The sequence below is a fragment of the Zhouia spongiae genome (assembly GCF_022760175.1).
In the GTDB taxonomy this organism is placed as follows: domain Bacteria; phylum Bacteroidota; class Bacteroidia; order Flavobacteriales; family Flavobacteriaceae; genus Zhouia; species Zhouia spongiae.
In genome coordinates, this window is record NZ_CP094326.1 from 3,922,253 (window position 1) to 3,940,481 (window position 18,229).

An 18,229-nucleotide genomic window follows, 5' to 3' on the forward strand; every position below is an offset into this window, starting at 1 on the left:
TAAATAATCATGAACTATTACAGTTTAAACAATAAAGCACCTAAAGTTTCATTTAAAGAAGCTGTTATTAAAGGGCTTGCTCCCGATAAAGGACTATACTTCCCTGAGAAAATAACTCCCCTGCCAAAAGAATTCATCGATACGATTAATCAATATTCTAATGAAGAAATAGCCTATCAGGCCATCAAACAATTTGTAGGTGATGAAATTCCGGAAAAAGAATTAAAACAGATCATAAAGGAGACTTTATGTTTTGACTTCCCTATCGAAAAGATAGAAGAGAACTTATATTCTTTAGAACTTTTTCATGGCCCTACAATGGCATTCAAAGATGTCGGCGCCCGTTTTATGGCTCGTTGCCTGGGCTACTTCAACAAAGAAAACAAAAACCGGGATATTACCGTCCTGGTAGCTACATCAGGAGATACCGGTGGCGCCGTTGCCAGCGGTTTTCTGGGAGTCGACGGCGTAAGGGTCGTGATTCTCTATCCGAGTGGAAAAGTAAGTGATATTCAGGAAAAGCAACTTACCACGCTTCGCCGGAATATTACCGCTTTGGAAGTAAATGGTGTATTTGATGACTGCCAGGATATGGTAAAAACGGCTTTTTTAGATGAAGAGCTGATAAGTGAAAACCTGACCTCGGCAAATTCTATAAACATAGCCAGATGGTTGCCACAGATGTTTTACTTTTTCTTTGCTTATAAACAACTGAAGAAACTCAATAAAGAACTTACTTTTTCAGTTCCGAGTGGAAACTTCGGAAATATCTGTGCCGGTATAATGGCCTATAAACTCGGTTTACCTGTTAAACACTTTGTAGCCTCCACTAATATTAACGATACGGTACCCAAATATTTAGAAAGTGGAAAGTATGAAGCCAAACCCTCTAAGCAAACTATTTCCAATGCTATGGATGTAGGAAACCCCAGTAATTTTATCCGGATCCAAAACCTGTTTGATAACGATTTAGAGCTATTGAAATCAATGTTTTCCTCATCCAGTTATACTGACAATGAAACTAAAGAGGCCATGCGTAAAATCTATAAACAATCTGGTTATGTTGCTGATCCCCACGGCGCCGTGGGGTACCTTGGGCTAAAAAAACACCTAAACGGAGCTCAAAATAATCTTGGGGTATTTTTAGAAACCGCCCACCCGGTCAAGTTTCTTGATGTCGTAGAAGAAACACTTCATATTAAAGTACCAATCCCCGAACAGATAACCGCAGTAATGGATCAGTCCAAGGTAAGTGTAGCTGTTGATAATTACGAAGATCTAAAATCGTATCTTTTAAATCGTTAATTTTTGTAATGTGATACACTCTATAGCGACAAAAGCAACGTAATCAAAAAAATATAACCATGAAAAACGAAATATTCATAAAAGTTATTGCTTTTGTCGCATTCGCTATCTACACCCACAATTTGCCGGCACAAAACATACAATACGACAAATTCGGAATGGAATCCATCGACGTTCCCACAGGTCTGAACGTTGGAGATCTTGCTCCGGATGTTATGATGTTGTTAGCTGACGGACAAAAGGTCGCTTTAAAAGACCTCTATTCCAAACAACCGGTTGTTCTCATATTCTACCGCGGATACTGGTGTCCGGTATGCAACAGATATCTGGCCAAATTTGCGAAAGATGCACACAAAATTGAAGAACTGGGAGCTAAGATTATAGCTGTCACTCCACAGGATTATGATAATATCGATAAAACTGCTGAAAAGAACGAAACGAACTTTACCATTGTTTCTGATAGGGATGAAACCATTATGAAAGTCTTCGATGTAGACTACAGGGTAACGGACAACTACCAGCAAAAAGTATTAAAAGGATTAAATACATCCATTGCAGGAACAAATGCATCAAATGAGGCTGTGCTACCGGTACCTGCTACCTATATTATTGATCAATCAGGTAAAATAGTGTACAAGCAATTTGACCCGGATTACAGAAACCGAGCCTCTGTAGACGAAATACTTGCTCACTTACCAAAATAAATTCGTCGTGACTAGATTAAAAACACTACCCGCGTAGTAGTTGTTTTTCCACTTTTCATATGTTAATTTAATAGGCTTTTATTTTCAATCCTGTAATCTGTTCAAAAATACTTTTACTCGATCATCGAGATTTAAATGCTCCGACGCTTGCCCTTGTGAAATCCTCCTGAACGGAATTTCACAGGGCTTGTGTCGAAATGTTTTGCCATAAGCCGGCCGGCTCCATCGCTAAAAAGGTCTACCAGACCTTTTCTTTATGCTTGGCCCTCTCGTGGGATTGCTCCGAGGTAGTTTACTCACAGGTTAATAAAATACTAATAATGAATTTCGTTTATTGATAACAACCTTAAAAAACACCGGACTAAAAAAACACAAATCTTTCCCTGAGAACACATCGAAAAGTCTGTTCATTTATATAGTCCCCCCTATATCCTCCCTATATTCTCCTACCATAATGTAAGGATCATCTTCATTTTCCTGATCTATGCCCTCTGGTATATATCAACCTGCCAAACCTCAGTTTCGCAAATAAACCTTTTGCTGCTTGCAAAATGAGGCCGGCTATTAAAAACGCTATTCTTTTAAAAGATCAAATCCTATCGTCACATTCCCACAACTCTTAAGGTTGCTTTAAACAAAGCATCTGAATAGTGGTGTTTTTTTATTCTTGACACTTTCCTTTAATACTCATTATTTTTTAAATAATTTAGCAGCCGATTAGATGATTTTTACTAACCGGATATTTATCTGCTAATAATATAACTAAATGAAAAATACAGCCTTAACCGATGTGCATATGGCTTTAGGAGCTAAAATAGTTCCTTTTGCCGGCTATAATATGCCTGTTCAATACGAAGGAGTTAATATCGAACATGAAACTGTAAGAAACGGAGTTGGTGTTTTCGATGTAAGTCATATGGGAGAGTTTCTAATTGAAGGCGAAAACGCTCTTGACCTGATTCAGAAAGTAACTTCCAACGATGCTTCAAAGTTAACCATCGGGCGTGCCCAGTATTCTTGTCTTCCAAATGAAGACGGTGGTATTGTAGACGACCTGATTGTTTATATGATGAAAGAGAACAGCTATCTTTTAGTTGTTAATGCTTCAAATATTGAAAAAGACTGGAACTGGATAGCAAAACATAATGAAAGTTTTGGTGCTAAAATGACAAACCTTTCTGATGAATATTCATTATTGGCCATCCAGGGACCTAAAGCAGTAGAGGCAATGCAATCGCTTACTGAGGTTGATCTTTCTGCAATTAAGTTTTATCATTTTGAAGTCAGTTCTTTTGCCGGAAAAGAGGATGTTATTATTTCTGCTACCGGTTATACAGGAAGTGGAGGCTTTGAAATTTATTGCAAAAATGAAGATGCAAAACACGTTTGGGACAAAGTTTTTGAGGCAGGAAAAGATTTTGGTATCAAACCTATAGGATTGGCCGCCCGTGATACACTTCGACTGGAAATGGGATATTGTCTTTACGGAAACGATATAGACGACACTACTTCTCCAATTGAAGCCGGACTGGGCTGGATTACCAAGTTCAGTAAAGATTTTGTAAACGCTGCTGCCTTAAAACAACAGAAAGAAGAAGGAGCTAAAAGAAAGCTTATTGCTTTCGAACTTACTGACAGAGGGATTCCTCGTCAGGGATATGAGATCGTCGATACTGAAGGCAATGTGATCGGTAATGTAACCAGTGGTACACAATCGCCATCCCTGGGAAAAGGAATTGGCCTGGGGTATGTTCCGAGTAATCTGGCTCAGACCGACGAAACCATCGGAATCCAAATCCGTAAAAAAGTAATCCCTGCAAAAATTGTAAAGCTTCCTTTTTACAAGAACTAATATCTGTAACGGTGAACCACTTCATAAGTAGCAAGTACTATTTTAACAGCGGGGAAATCCGTTAAATTTCTCACAACAGATACGATCTGAACCCCGGTGTTGTTATTTATTAAGATCCCGGGGTTTTATCGTGTTGTGATTTTCGAATAATGAATATCCCCGAACCGGACGAATATTTTTAAATGAAAGAAAAGAAAAAAAAGTCGATACGAATATTGATATTAGGAGCCAGTGGTTTTCTGGGACAAGCTCTTTATAAAGAACTTTGTCACTATTACGACACCTATGGCACCTACCATACCGGTCGGATTTATTCGGATAATCGACATTATTTTCATTTCGATATGGAGACAGATGATATTTATGATGTTCTGGAGCAGGTTCAGCCACAGATCATAATCTCATCCCTCAGAGGCGATTTTCAATCCCAGGTTGAAACCCATGAAGATTTATCAGACTATGTAAGACTTTCAAAATGTAAACTAATATTTTTCTCATCTGCGAATGTTTTCGATGCCTTTAGCAACTACCCTTCTTATGAACACGACAAAACACTATCGTTGAGTAAATATGGTCGTTTAAAAATCAAAATTGAAAACTTACTTATGCGCTTACCTGAACAGCGATATATCATTGCCAGGCTACCAATGGTATTCGGAAGTACATCTCCCAGAGTAAAAGAATTAAAGGCTCATATTGAGCAAAAAGCACCATACGAAGTATTCCCCGACCTGGTGATGAATGTAGCTTCGATTGATCATATTACCCGGCAAATTCACTATATGATCAACCGAAAGAGAAAAGGGATTTTTCACATGGGGAGTTATGATCTGGTACACCATGACGAATTTGTAAAAGAAATGGTTGAAAAACATGGTTATGGCTCCGTTACATACAAAAACGTTTACACCTCTAACTTCGATCGCTATCTTGCCGTACTCCCTAAAGACAATAAATTACCTAAACACCTGCAGTACTCATATGTAGATGTGATCGATGAATATTCATCGATCTAAATCTCATTGCATCCATTTCTGTTGTTTAAAGCACCAACAACCACACTCCCGTTAAATACGCTCACAACCTTGAATCATCCTCAAACCTTAACAACAAGGACATTTCTTCTTTTCAAAGAATCGCTTAGGTATGATATAACAAATACTTATTCGGCCTGTACACAGGCTTATACAGTACCTGTCGGGCATAAGACAAAGCAAACGACCTCGGGACAAGCCCTATGAAATTCCGTCAGGACTATTTCATAAGGGCAAGCATCGGAGCTTTCGCTGTAACCGGGATTAAATCTTAATTATCGGGTAAACATGAATCAAAATACAGAAATTATATTTTGTAATTATTAAACACTATTTGTTTACCTTTATGTTTATAACCGATTAAATCAAATACAAAATGACTGTATTATCAGAAGACTTTATTAAGATCAAACTTCAAGATCTGGAATACTGGGATTATATAGACGGCGCTTTGGAAACCTCATTGGACTTTAAAAGTTTCAGGGATGCTTTTGCCATGATGACACGAATTGCCTTCGAAGCTGAAGTTAAGAATCACCATCCGGATTGGAGCAACGTATATAATAATCTTTCTATTCGTTTATTTACCCATGAAGCCGGCGGCGTTACAGAAAAAGATATAGAAATGGCTACCACCATTGAAAATATCATTAATGGGAGTTAGGTTTTTACGCTTAAAAGCAGACTCAGTGGTTGAGATCTGACACACACATTGACAAAACTCCAAAATATTATCTTGTTTTTTGTTTTAACCGGCAGCCTTCTGCCGGAATAGTCGCTGTCGGACCGGTATTAAAACCCGCGCCTGGCGAGTTAACCATTGCTGATATTTCCAATGGAATTTTATAGGTTTGCTTCAAGATGGTTTTCTCTGATGTGAAAATTAAACGATCAGAATTAAAAATCCCCCATCGAGATTGAATTCATTTTCAATGAAAAAATTTTAATTATTTTTGTTCGAAAATAACGATTATTTATGGGAAGAGCTTTCGAGTTTAGGAAAGAGAGAAAATTTAAACGTTGGGCCAGTATGGCCAAAACCTTTACCCGGATCGGGAAAGATATTGCCATGGCGGTTAAAGAAGCAGGACCAAACCCTGAAACCAATGCCCGCTTAAGAGCTGCAATTCAGAATGCCAAGGCTGCCAACATGCCGAAAGACAATGTTGAAAGGGCTATAAAAAGGGCTTCTGACAAAGATACTGCTAATTATAAAGAAGTACTCTTTGAAGGATACGCACCGCATGGTATAGCCGTAATTATAGAAACTGCCACCGATAACAATAACCGAACCGTAGCCAATGTAAGAAGCTATTTTAATAAATGTAATGGCACTTTGGGGACTTCAGGTTCTGTAGAGTTTATGTTCGATCATAAATGTCATTTTAAAATTGCCAAAGAAGGGATTGATCTGGAAGAGTTAGAACTCGACATGATCGATTACGGTGTTGAAGAAATTTTTGCCGAAGACGATGGTATTATGATTTATGGCCCGTTCGAAAGTTTCGGTTCAATTCAAAAAGAACTGGAAGCCAGAAACCTTGAAATTCTTTCATCCGGGTTTGAGCGTATTCCTCAGGTTACTAAAGAGCTCGCTTTAGACGAAACCAAAGAAGTTGAAAAATTGATTGGATTGTTAGAAGAAGATGACGATGTACAAAACGTTTACCACTCGATGTCTTCATCATCAGACGAAGAATAAAAAGTTGTCAGTTCAGGTATTACCCTTGAAACAAAAGACCTATTTTCATTGAAAACATATAGCGCAGCTATCGGGCACTAACTTCAGTTGATTATCCATAGACCTCAGCTGCGCTCAATCCGACATGTAGAAAGAACAAAGACCTGTACAGCTTTTTATTCAAAACTATTTTCCGGAATCTTTCCTTTTACCCCTTTATAAAAACTTTTTATGGTCTTAAAATCAGCCTCTATATCGTCTGTTGGATAAAAAGGTGCGGAAACCTTTACCTGTTTATTGGCAAAATCAAGGGCTGTCATTACAACAGGCACCTTCGCTTCTTTGGCTATATAATAAAAACCGGTTTTAAGTTTATCTACTTTTTTCCGGGTACCCTCCGGTGCAATGGCCAATCTGAATTCTTCCCGCTCTTCGAATATTTCAGCAATTCCCTGAACTTTGTTCTGCCCGGAAGTCCTGTCGAGAGCCGCCCCTCCTACTGCCTTAAAATACCAGCCGAAAGGTGGCCTAAAGAGTTCTTTTTTTGCCACAAAGTTCATTTTCAATCCGGATATACTCCTTACCAAAACCCCCACATAAAAATCGTGCCAGCTGGTATGTGGTAGTACAATGATCACATACTTTTTTAAGATTGGAAATTCACCGGCAATTTTCCATCCCATTAATCTATAGAAAATAAATTTTGAAAGTCCTTTCATTGGTTCTCATTGTATTTAATCTTGTATCCGGAATTTATTGTTTAATGCCTTTTGAAAATAATCGGCAAACAAACCTACATGATAACCATCCATAAGAGCATGGTGTACATGAACCGAAACAGGCATCCTCTTTTTATTACCTTCGTCAAATACTTTCCCAAAAGATATCTTCGGGATAGAATCCTCAAATTTATAATTTCTTGCATGAGAAACTGAAGTAAACTGTACCCAGGGTATAGCTGAAAAATGAATGGTGTTACTTGCATCGTTTGACGGCACCAGAGCTACTGAAGCCCTTACTCGTTCTATTTCTTTCTGAGCTTTACTGCAAAACACTGAAAAGTCTTCATAAAAATCCATATATGAAAAACCAAAAGTACCGTTATCACGGTTAATTGTCGGTGATGCATTAACCACATCATAAACCAGAACATCGTCTCCCAGAATTCTATGTTTAAATTCTCCAATTTGATTGGCCGCTTTCAGTGCAGCGTAGAGGTAATAAATAAAAAAAGAAACACCGGCTTCCTTACAATGTGCATATGCTTCCGTTACCTCCACATTGAATGTCAATCCGAAAAAAGGCTCATCAAAAGACCTGTAAAACATAAAATGTTCCTTTCTACTCCAGTTCTTTATATCTAATTTTTCAGGCATTATAAACAGTTAATTACTTCTCTGATATTATGAACGGTTTTATACCCCCCGTTATCATCATCCTTATGAACCATTTCGTGGGCCCAGGTAGTATGAAACGGTACGTGAATGGCAGATCCTCCAATATTTACGATAGGCAGTACATCCGACTTTAAAGAGTTTCCGATCATCAAAAACTCTTCATGTCTGATTTCGAGGTGTTCCAGAAGGTTCCTGTAATTTGATTCCTTCTTATCACTGAGTACTTCAATATGGTGAAAATACTCAGAAAGCCCTGATTTATCGAGCTTACGCTCCTGGTCTAACAGATCGCCTTTGGTTAGTAAGATCAATCGGTATTTTGCACTCAGTTGCTGTAGCACCTCTTCAATACCATCCAACAACTCTACCGGTTTTTCTATCATCTCCTTTCCCAGGTCTATTATCTTTGAAATGGTCTCTGCCGAAACCTTCCCATTAGACAGATCGACAGCGCTTTCAATCATGGAGAGTATAAAGCCCTTAACTCCATACCCATAGAGCGGAAGGTTCTTCATTTCCATCTTAAAAAGTTCCTGATCTATTTTATTTTCTGTTTCATAACCTGCCAGGAGCCTGGCAAATTTGTGTTCCGTTTCTCTAAAATAAGTCTCATTTACCCAGAGGGTATCATCTGCATCAAAGCCTACAACCTTAATTTTATTCTTATCTATTTCCATACTTTCTTGGCTTTTTCAAGATCTTCCGGAGTATCAATTTCAATTCCGGTCACGCTGGTTTCCACCATTTTTATTTTCTTTCCATGCTCTAAAAATCGAATTGCCTCAATCTTTTCTGTAGCTTCCAAAGGCATCATCTTCATATTCGGAAACGCTATCAAAGCCTGCTTACGGAAAGCATAGATACCCTTGTGCTTGTAATATGTAGCCCCAGCTTCTTTATCTCTTGGAAACGGTATAGGTGACCGGGAAAAATACAAGGCAAAATCTCTGTTATCGACAATTACCTTTACATTATTGGGATTTGAGATATCCTCCCAGTCGGTCAGTGGTGTCATCAGCGATGCAAGATCTATTTCTTTCTGATGATCATCTTTAAACACTTCAAGCACCTTTCTAAGACTTTCCTTTTCTGTAAATGGCTCATCCCCCTGTACGTTCACGACGATATCTACATCCATATTCTCAACTGCTTCAGCTATCCGGTCACTCCCGCATTCATGCTCCTTAATGCTCATTATAGCTTTTCCTCCGTTAGCAGTGATTTCATTAAATATAATATCACTGTCGGTTACCACATACACATCGTGAAATAATCTGGTATTTACCGTAGCCTCATATGTTCGCAGAATAACAGACTTCCCTCCCAGGTTTTGCATCAGCTTGGCGGGGAAACGCGAAGCAGCATACCTGGCCGGAATCATAGAAATTATCTTCATAACAGGTGTTTATTGAAATTTCAAAAATACGGCTTCTAAATGGAATATCAATTTTTTGACGTTTTGAACCTCTTCGAGATTTTATATAGAGTATATAGCAGTATCAGAACGGCGACAAAAGACACTACCGGTAAGAATATTGACAGCAGCGACATAATAACCGAACCTCCCGTTTCGACAGTAGACACAACAGGGTTTCCTAATCCTGCCGTGGTAGCCGAGGATGTTAAGCGAGTTGCTGACGACATTCCCTTGATAGCAGAAGCGGTTCCTCCTCCGGCAATTATAGCTAACGACCAGGTTACTATAGGATCGAGATTGGAAGCCGTTGACACCACTACAGCAGTACCCGCCACAGCGGCTAATGGTACGGCTATGGTATCTAGCATATTATCCACAAAAGGTATGTAATAGGCGAAAATTTCGAACAACATGGCAACTCCCAAGGTAACAAGCGCCGGTAATGAGCCAACCCATTGCCAGCTATCATTCAGTTCCCACATTCCAAAATACGAAGCCAAACTCAAGGCAAACAGAGGTAAAAAAACCCGGAACCCGACACTGGCTGCCAGACCGATCCCTAAAAATATACTTATAACAGTTTCTGTCATCTAAAAAGGTATTAATTCAAATTATATTAAATATAGCAAATATGCTGCCAAAAAATCGCAACATTCGGGCAGTGAGATAGTAAACCTACTCATAAACCATTTCAGGAGAAAACCCCAATTTCATATTACATAAATATTAGCTTATGAAAATTAACGAGAAAGAAATTTAAGTAGATCAAAACACCTCTTTGAATTATTACAGAAAATATCACACCAAATACTACCTAAGGGACTTTACCCGAAAAACCCGCTTTAAATTTACCGTGGTTTATTCTTCAAAAAATTCATTTTTAAAACCAATAAGATATAACTTGTTTTTTGCTCTGGTTACAGCGGTATACAACCACCTTAAATAGTCTTTATCTATCTCCCCCGGTATAAAGGGTTGTTCAATAAAAACATTTTCCCACTGCCCTCCCTGGCTTTTATGACAAGTGATTGCATAAGAAAACTTTACCTGAAGCGCATTAAAATATTTGTTGTTCTTCACTTTCAGAAATTTCCGGTAATTAGACGACTCATTCTGATAATCTTTCATCACCTCCTGATAAAGACGGTTGGAATCATCGTAAGAAAGGGCCGGTGTTTCGGCGGTTATGGTATCTAACAGAAGTACAGTTTCAAACGGTTTCATATCGGGATAATCGACCATTTTTACTTTTACCTCTGCGAACTTAAACCCATACAACTCCTTAATGGCAAATATTTCCAATATTTCAATAATATCTCCATTGGCTATGAATCCGGCTTTACTCGAGGTCTTAATCCAGAAATAGTTATTCTTTACCACCATCAGAAAATCGCCGGCTGCCAATTCATTTTCTAAAAACAGGATACGTCCTCTTATCTGCTGATTATACAAGTTGGCCCTTTTATTGGAACGCACTATGATAGCTGTTTCTTCTTTTCCGCTATTACTATAAGAACTGTTTATGGCATCCTGTATCTCATAACCGTCTACCAAACGAACGATATCTGAAAACCCATTGAGGTCAAACTTAAAGTCATTATAATTTTCGGAATCCATATATTCCCTGATAGCTGTTGCATTAAAGAGTATACCGGAATCGAGTTGTTGCCTCATCACTTCGTCGAGTTCAATCTTAATCACGTCCTTATTATAATTAAGTGATAAGGTATCATCGTTAAGTGCTGGACTTACTTCGAGATTTACAGGAGGCAACTGGGCCGTATCTCCAATAAGAACTAATTTACAGTTATGCCCTGAGTAGACATACTGTATCAGGTCGTCTAAAAGCGAGCCGTTCTCAAAAAGTTTGGAGTCTGAAGGAGCATCCGGAATCATAGAGGCTTCATCGACAATGAATATGGTATCCCGGTGTTTGTTGGGCGACAATACAAAACGCACTCCCCCGTCTCCGCCTTTTTTAGGAAAATAAATATGTTTGTGAATAGTATAAGCCGTAATTTTTGAATAACTCGTTATTACCTTGGCTGCCCTTCCGGTAGGCGCAAGCAAAACCACTTTTTTCATTGTATGCCATAAATTGATGACAATAGCGGCTATGATTGTTGTTTTACCCGTACCTGCAAATCCCTTCAATAAAAAGACCTCATTTTTTTCATCAGAAAAGATAAATTGCGACAGTTGCTGAAGCACAACACTTTGAACATGAGTAGGTTCGTGCGGGAATTTCTCTTTTAGTAACTTATAAAACGAGTTTGCATCCATGGAGAAAGAGTTTACGTCCCAAAGTTAACGATGATTTTTAAGGGCAAATACTTTTGTGAATAAAAAAAAATTGTAGATTTGCGTTAACCGCTCACAAAAATTAACTTAATAAAAAAGATGAAGACCGTATTAAAGATTGTTTTTTGGTTGCTAAGCTTCTTTTTTGCTTACATGATTTATAATTCGATAAACGAACCCATTAAATTTGAAAAGGTAAAAAAGAAACGCTATGCTGCTGTTATTGCAAAATTAAAAGATATTAGAGATGCCGAAGAAGCTTACCGGGCTGTAAACGGAAGCTACACCAATAACTTCGACAACCTTGTTAAATTTATAGATACTGCTAAATTTACTATTACCCAGCAAAGGGACTCTTCATTCATGGCATACGATGAAACATATCGTATTGATATGTTAAAAGAGGTGGTGATCATCGACACTTTAGGCTTTAAATCCGTTAAGGATTCTTTATTCAAGAGTTCAGACAGGTATAAAACCATGATGAATGTTCCGAATGCAGTCAACAATGAAAAATTTGAGCTTAAAACAGATGTTATAGAATCCAGTGGTTTTCAAGCTTCTGTTTTTGAAGCAAAAGTTAAAAAAGATGTAGTCTTACATGACCAACCAAAAGATTTGGTTGCAAGAGAAAGAGATGTAGTTTCTGTTGACGATATAAACGGACCGGAAATCATTGTTGGTTCATTAACTGAAGTGAGTACCAGCGGTAACTGGCCAACTATTTATGATACTAAAAAAGACAAGTAACATACTTACTACAACTTATAAAGAATTGTCCATTCAGGTTAGCTTGAGTGGACTTTCTTTTTGTATCCTGGATACACTCCATCAATCTATTGAAAATTTAGCTTACAAGACTTTCGATCCTGCAATATCTCCCGAAGAACTCCCTGATTGGCTGGATGGTCTTATTGCAGAATACAAACTGAGTGAAACCGCTTATGATAAAATCAGCATCATTCATAATAACGAACTTTCCAGTTTTGTTCCAAAAGACATTTTCAACGACAAACACCTTGCCGATTATCTAAAGTATAATGTAAAGATTCTGGAAAATGATTTTATTGCTTACGACGAGCTAAAAACCTCTTCGATGGTAAACGTGTATGTTCCTTTTACAAATGTCAACAATTTTATATTTGACAGTATCGGTGAATTCGAGTACAAACATACCGCTTCAATTCTTGTGGAGAACCTTTTACACAAAGCGCCAAAAACACTTGAAACTGTAATGTTCGTAAATGTCCATAAAGGGCACTTCGAGCTTGTGGTCAGTAAGAACTCTAAATTACTCTTATACAATAGATTTACTTATCAGACCAAAGAAGATTTTATATACTATATATTGTTCACCGCCGAACAACTCCAGTTAAACCCGGAGCATTTTAGCCTGTACCTTCTGGGTGAAATAGAAGAGGACTCTGATTTATATAAAACTGCATATACTTATGTTAAGTATGTTGAATTCGGCAGCAATTATAATAACTTCACGTTTAACAGCAACGTTGGTCCTGTAGCGAATCACCGTCACTTCATTCTACTTAATAGTTTTTAAATGCGAATCATTTCTGGTAAACATAAAGGCAAAAGATTAACCGCCCCTAAAAAGCTTCCGGTACGACCGACGACCGATTTTGCCAAAGAAGCTTTATTCAATATTCTCAACAATAACTACTATTTTGATGAGCTTACGGTTCTGGATCTTTTTGCCGGTACGGGAAACATCAGTTATGAATTTGCCAGCCGTGGCGCGATCAATATAACCAGTGTTGACGGAAATACAGGGTGTATCCAATTCATAAGCAAAACCGCAAGAGAACTCGATTTCCCGATAAGACCTGTAAAAAGCGATGTTTATAAGTTCCTGGAAAAGACCGTCGAAAAGGCAGATATTATTTTTGCCGATCCTCCTTATGATTTCAGCCTGGAAGATTTTACAAAAATCCCTGAACTGGTCTTTTCAAAAGAGTTGCTTGCTGAAGAAGGGATGTTAATCATTGAACATTCGAAGCATACGGACCTGAGCGGACTGCCTCAATTCAGTTACTTAAAAAGATATGGAGGTAGCGTATTTAGCTTCTTCGAGCATATCTCTTAAATAAGATCTCTTCCTGATTTCATAGCATACCTATTCATTTCCGGAGCAAGCTCACGAGAGGCCAAGCGTAAAAAAGCTACAGCGTACTTTTTTAGCAAAAGAACCAGCTCGCGCATGGACAAAACGCTTCGGCGCAAGCTGTATGGGATTAATCGCGATTATCGAGGAAACCTGGATTCGTTTTTTGGTCTCTGTCACCTCTTGTTCATCCATTTGCGGAATACCGATTTCAGTTAATTGCAATAGTTTTATCACAACTAACCAAAACCTATATAAAGTAAACTACCTCGGTGCAAGCACACAAGGCATTGGTCGGAAACAAATTTTAATTTCGAGGCAAACCTCAGGGTATTATACCCTTTGGCGATGCCAATAAAACTATCAGTATCTGTTCAGGCATACTCTCGGTATTACCAGCGTGAGTTCGATTTATACATACAAGTATTTAGCTTAATTGATGTCAGGTCGGGCTTTGCTGAAATGAAAACACATAGCGTAGCTATCGAAACCCGGATTTAAGACTCCGAGACAACATCATCATTTTTCGTTTAAAACACTCTTAATCAATATCTTGAATTTTTTCATCCCGAACTCACGTTGTTTCAGGTTTGTTATTGCAACCAAAGGCGCCATAACTTACGAAGATATTGATGTTTAAAATAGGTTCTACCGGAAGATGAAGGTAATGCTTTGTGTAAAGTAAACTGCCATTCATTTTAAAGATGCCAATAGATATATCAGGAATGATTTTTCCTATATCACCCAATAAAAAAAGAACCCTCAAAAAAAGGATTCTTTTTTATTTCTAAAAAATACAGACCTGTAAGCCGGATTCTGTCGAGTCTTATCATTTATCTGGACTTATTGTTACCAATAAGCTCAAACCGCCTACCCTCCAACATCGGGCGCGCAACCCTCAAACACTGGTTTACTTGGCGTTGCACCACATAGAGTTTACCTGATTTCACTACAGCCTTACCTGTACATTCTTTCTGTTGCACTTGTCCTATCCGTTACAAACGAACGACGGATGTTATCCGCTATGCCGCGCTATGGTGTCCGGACTTTCCTCCCCCCGTTAAAACGGGCAGCGATAAGATAGTCTGTGCTGCAAATATACTTCTTTTGACATTACAATTGAATTTATACTGAACACTGTTTACTTGTTGATAACTTATAGTAAAATGTAGGCTTGAATGCTGTTTTTACGGATTCAATTTTTAATTTTGTTTTTGGTTGAAAAGGCGCTTATATTGGCCTTTTATAAATTAAAATTCAAGGTTGGAACACTTTATCGTATCGGCTAGGAAGTATCGCCCCAAAACATTTAAGGATGTCGTTGGGCAACAAGCTATTACCAATACTCTCAAAAATGCCATAGAACATAATCATTTAGCCCAGGCTTTATTATTTTGTGGTCCAAGAGGAGTCGGTAAAACAACCTGTGCCCGAATCCTGGCTAAAATGATCAACCAGGATGGGTCTCAGAGTGACGATGAAGACTTTGCTTTTAATATCTTCGAACTTGATGCGGCATCGAACAACTCGGTAGACGACATCAGGAACTTAATCGATCAGGTTCGGATCCCGCCACAGGTAGGTGCATATAAGGTATATATCATAGACGAGGTTCATATGTTATCGCAGGCAGCCTTTAATGCATTTCTGAAAACACTGGAAGAACCTCCTAAGCATGCTATTTTTATTCTTGCCACAACCGAAAAGCATAAGATCATACCAACGATCCTATCCCGCTGTCAGATATTCGATTTCAAACGCATTACGGTTACAGACGCCAAAGAGTATCTAAAATACATCGCTGAAAGCCAGGGAATCGAAGCTGAGGATGATGCTTTACATATTATTGCACAAAAAGCTGACGGTGCGATGAGAGATGCATTATCTATTTTCGACAGGGTAGTGAGCTTTTCAGGAACAGATCTGACCAGACAGGCCGTTACAGAAAATTTAAATGTATTGGATTATGAAACCTTTTTTTCTGTTACTGACCTTATTCTGGAAAACAATATACCGGAGCTGCTGATTATGTTCAACCGTACCCTATCAAAAGGTTTTGACGGTCATCATTTCATTTCTGGCCTGGCTTCCCATTTCAGGGATCTGATGGTCTGTAAAAATCAAGCCACAATCGAATTATTAGAAGTCGGCGACGAAGCCAAGCAAAAATATCTGGAACAAAGCAAAAAAGCTACTATTCCGTTTTTGATAGAATGTATCAAGCTCGCCAATGAATGTGACCTGAATTATAAAACCAGTAAAAATCAGCGACTCCTGGTGGAACTTTGCCTTATGGAACTTGCCTCTGTCAACTTTGACGGAGAAAAAAAAAATGATGGCCGGTTCATAATCCCTGCCGGATTCTTTCAGGGACAAGAAGAAATAACCGCAGCTACTAAGGATAAAGAAAAACCGCAACAAGCAGGTGCCGATACAGAAAACTCCACAAGCATACCTACTACTGCAACCGAAGCCGAACCTGCAAAAGCAAACAAACCGGCTCCAAAAATTAAGCTAAAAGATCTCGACAAAAGGGTATCGGGACTCTCTTTATCCAGTATAAAGACCAAAAAAGAACACGAGCTTAAAAAACAGGACGTTGTAGTAGATGAAGAAAACTTACCCAGCGATGATTTTAAAGAGGAAACATTGCAAAAATACTGGAGGGACTATGTTCAAAAAATTGACGAAGACGGTAAAAAATTATTAGCCTCATCTTTATCATCTGACATACCTAAGCTAAGAGACGGTAAAGTGATCTGTATCGAATTACCTAATGACACCATGAAAAAAGAGGTGGAGCGGGATCAGTATCCACTTATGATGTACTTAAAGCAAAAACTAAATAATTACGACATCCGCCTGCATATTGAAGTAAATGAGGTTGCTGCAAAACAATATGCCTTTACTCCTCAGGAAAAATACCAAAAACTGGTAGAAAAAAATGCACTGATAGAAACTTTACGAAAAACTTTTGACCTGGATATTTAATTAATTGCTCAGGCGCTCCTGCACCCAACTCAGTTCTCTCACGATAGAACCTCTTAAATCTTTTCTCAAATTATCAGGAAGCACTTCCCAGGCATAAGTTTCCACTTCTATATGGTCTGTTATATATCTGTTTTTCAAACAGTCTATCACCTTGATAAGCTGATCCTGGGTAGAACTCAAGGCTCCGAATTTATCGATAAAAACCGGTACATGAAATTGTGCCCTGATCTCATTCACCATCTCCTTTTTACGCAAAATCACTTGAAAATCAGAATACTTAACCACCTCATTCCCGACACGCTCCCTTACCTGATGTAAAAAAGCTGAATCTTTTAAAGCATAGAGGTCTTTAATGATCAAATCATTCTCTTTTTCCTGAAAGATCACCTTTAACGCAGAGCTCAACTGCACCTTTCCTATTTTAATTCCTGTTTGTTCAAATCGTTTAAAAGTAAGGTCAGGTTCTTCATATTCCAATGAAAAATGGCATACATCATAACAAATATTAATATAATGATAGACCATATACTCTGCTATTTCTTCATTCACCTTTAATTTCTTGGTCAAATACCTGATGCCGATCGGAGCCAGGTAACCTCGAAAAAAATGAATCACCTCATTACTGTTTTCTAATAAGGTATCGGGTTCCGGTTCCAGATCGAGATGAATATACTTTCCTGTTTTAGTTTCTACTTTATACAGTTCCAATATAATTTTAGCCAGGTTCTTAGCCGATGTTTCATAACTATTTTCCAGCAGTGTTTCGGTTGTATGCCAATGTTTATAGCTTAGTGGTGAAGTCGAAATACTTCCATTCACCCCTTCCGGCAACAATAGTGCCAGTTGCGAAACAAGACGTTTGGTATACTTAAACCTCTCCTGAGTAGTCCAGTCGGGCAAGTGGACAAAATCCTTGATCATCGAATAACCTTCCATCCCATATACATACCCGTTTATCGTATGTACATAGAGATTATTGGCAGCCAGCCATTCTTTAAAGAAAATTAGATTATAATTTTTATTAAGTTCTATACTGGCCCTGTTGGTTAAGCTAAGTCCAATTCCAAAAGGCTTATCTTCCGATACCTTTGACTTGATTGAAGGTATATACTCATTAAGATTTCTGAAGGTATCTTCCCAACCATCTCCAGGATGTATGTTGGTACTATACGACAAATGATACTTATCGTTTATTAACATAAGACTTGTTTTTGGTTTGTATTAAACTTAATTTAGTGCAATAACGCCTTCCGGCATTATGAGTGCCTAACCAAACTTAAAAACACAAGTAAGCATCCATACATTCTTTTAAAACATGAACAATTGTGTACTTCAAAATGTATGTTGCTATCAATCAATCAAGACAGGGGAGATTCTAACTCGAATACCGGATAAATATTATTATAGAAAATATTATTTTTGCGGTAT

The 18,229-nt window shown here is 38.1% G+C and carries 17 protein-coding genes and 1 other RNA gene; 10 read left to right on the plus strand and 8 right to left on the minus strand.

The features are described 5' to 3' along the window. Positions 1-9: 9 nt before the first annotated feature. The 6 genes from thrC (at position 10) to MQE36_RS16415 (ending at position 6,597) form a co-directional block, all read left to right on the plus strand. Positions 10-1,305, plus strand: coding sequence for a threonine synthase (gene thrC, locus MQE36_RS16390; protein ID WP_242937050.1), 1,296 nt, complete (start codon positions 10-12; stop codon positions 1,303-1,305). A 59-nt stretch (positions 1,306-1,364) separates the two neighbouring features. Then, positions 1,365-2,009 carry a peroxiredoxin-like family protein gene (locus tag MQE36_RS16395; protein ID WP_242937051.1) on the plus strand — a complete coding sequence of 215 codons (645 nt, stop codon included), beginning with the start codon at positions 1,365-1,367 and terminating at the stop codon, positions 2,007-2,009. A gap of 766 nt (positions 2,010-2,775) precedes the next feature. After that, positions 2,776-3,861: a glycine cleavage system aminomethyltransferase GcvT gene (gene gcvT / locus MQE36_RS16400; RefSeq protein WP_242937052.1), complete on the plus strand. Its 1,086-nt coding sequence runs from the start codon at positions 2,776-2,778 to the stop codon at positions 3,859-3,861. 182 nt (positions 3,862-4,043) lie between these two features. Then, positions 4,044-4,877, plus strand: a complete 834-nt coding sequence (locus MQE36_RS16405; protein WP_242937053.1) for a sugar nucleotide-binding protein — start codon at positions 4,044-4,046, stop codon at positions 4,875-4,877. Positions 4,878-5,271: 394 nt separating this feature from the next. Next, entirely contained in the window at positions 5,272-5,559 is a 288-nt protein-coding gene (locus tag MQE36_RS16410) for a 4a-hydroxytetrahydrobiopterin dehydratase (RefSeq protein WP_242937054.1), read from the plus strand. Positions 5,560-5,871: 312 nt separating this feature from the next. Beyond that, positions 5,872-6,597 (plus strand): YebC/PmpR family DNA-binding transcriptional regulator, encoded by a 726-nt coding sequence (locus tag MQE36_RS16415; RefSeq protein WP_242937055.1) that lies wholly within the window; start codon positions 5,872-5,874, stop codon positions 6,595-6,597. Positions 6,598-6,752: 155 nt separating this feature from the next. Here MQE36_RS16415 and MQE36_RS16420 read toward each other — a convergent pair whose 3' ends face one another. From MQE36_RS16420 to MQE36_RS16445, 6 genes are all read right to left on the minus strand, one after another. After that, positions 6,753-7,295, minus strand: a complete 543-nt coding sequence (locus MQE36_RS16420; RefSeq protein ID WP_242937056.1) for a 1-acyl-sn-glycerol-3-phosphate acyltransferase — start codon at positions 7,293-7,295, stop codon at positions 6,753-6,755. A 15-nt stretch (positions 7,296-7,310) separates the two neighbouring features. Beyond that, positions 7,311-7,952 carry a chloramphenicol acetyltransferase gene (locus MQE36_RS16425; protein WP_242937057.1) on the minus strand — a complete coding sequence of 214 codons (642 nt, stop codon included), beginning with the start codon at positions 7,950-7,952 and terminating at the stop codon, positions 7,311-7,313. After that, the gene (locus MQE36_RS16430) at positions 7,952-8,650 is read right to left on the minus strand and encodes an HAD family hydrolase (protein WP_242937058.1); all 699 of its coding nucleotides are present in this window, start codon (positions 8,648-8,650) and stop codon (positions 7,952-7,954) included. Before MQE36_RS16430 ends, MQE36_RS16425 begins: the two co-directional genes overlap by 1 nt. Further along, positions 8,641-9,369, minus strand: coding sequence for a 3-deoxy-manno-octulosonate cytidylyltransferase (gene kdsB / locus MQE36_RS16435; protein WP_242937059.1), 729 nt, complete (start codon positions 9,367-9,369; stop codon positions 8,641-8,643). Before kdsB ends, MQE36_RS16430 begins: the two co-directional genes overlap by 10 nt. A gap of 47 nt (positions 9,370-9,416) precedes the next feature. Next, positions 9,417-9,980 carry a DUF4126 domain-containing protein gene (locus MQE36_RS16440; RefSeq protein WP_242937060.1) on the minus strand — a complete coding sequence of 188 codons (564 nt, stop codon included), beginning with the start codon at positions 9,978-9,980 and terminating at the stop codon, positions 9,417-9,419. A gap of 268 nt (positions 9,981-10,248) precedes the next feature. After that, complete coding sequence (locus MQE36_RS16445; protein ID WP_242937061.1) at positions 10,249-11,673, minus strand: ATP-dependent DNA helicase; 1,425 nt, start codon at positions 11,671-11,673, stop codon at positions 10,249-10,251. Between the two features lie 117 nt (positions 11,674-11,790). Here MQE36_RS16445 and MQE36_RS16450 point away from each other — a divergent pair, with 117 nt between their 5' ends. The 3 genes from MQE36_RS16450 to MQE36_RS16460 are packed head-to-tail and all read left to right on the plus strand — an operon-like array spanning position 11,791 to position 13,792. Continuing rightward, the gene (locus MQE36_RS16450) at positions 11,791-12,441 is read left to right on the plus strand and encodes a hypothetical protein (protein WP_242937062.1); all 651 of its coding nucleotides are present in this window, start codon (positions 11,791-11,793) and stop codon (positions 12,439-12,441) included. Continuing rightward, complete coding sequence (locus tag MQE36_RS16455) at positions 12,419-13,249, plus strand: DUF3822 family protein (protein WP_242937063.1); 831 nt, start codon at positions 12,419-12,421, stop codon at positions 13,247-13,249. Before MQE36_RS16450 ends, MQE36_RS16455 begins: the two co-directional genes overlap by 23 nt. Next, a complete protein-coding gene (locus MQE36_RS16460; RefSeq protein WP_242937064.1) occupies positions 13,250-13,792 on the plus strand; it encodes an RsmD family RNA methyltransferase in 543 nt (180 codons plus the stop codon). It begins immediately after the preceding gene. Between the two features lie 807 nt (positions 13,793-14,599). Here the strand turns inward: MQE36_RS16460 and rnpB are convergent. Next, positions 14,600-14,902: RNase P RNA component class A (gene rnpB, locus MQE36_RS16465), an RNA gene on the minus strand. 171 nt (positions 14,903-15,073) lie between these two features. On the opposite strand from rnpB, the gene MQE36_RS16470 reads away from it, so the two are divergent. Beyond that, the gene (locus MQE36_RS16470) at positions 15,074-16,801 is read left to right on the plus strand and encodes a DNA polymerase III subunit gamma/tau (RefSeq protein WP_242937065.1); all 1,728 of its coding nucleotides are present in this window, start codon (positions 15,074-15,076) and stop codon (positions 16,799-16,801) included. Here the strand turns inward: MQE36_RS16470 and eboE are convergent, their stop codons facing one another. Further along, the gene (gene eboE / locus MQE36_RS16475) at positions 16,802-18,001 is read right to left on the minus strand and encodes a metabolite traffic protein EboE (protein WP_242937066.1); all 1,200 of its coding nucleotides are present in this window, start codon (positions 17,999-18,001) and stop codon (positions 16,802-16,804) included. Positions 18,002-18,229 lie beyond the last annotated feature (228 nt).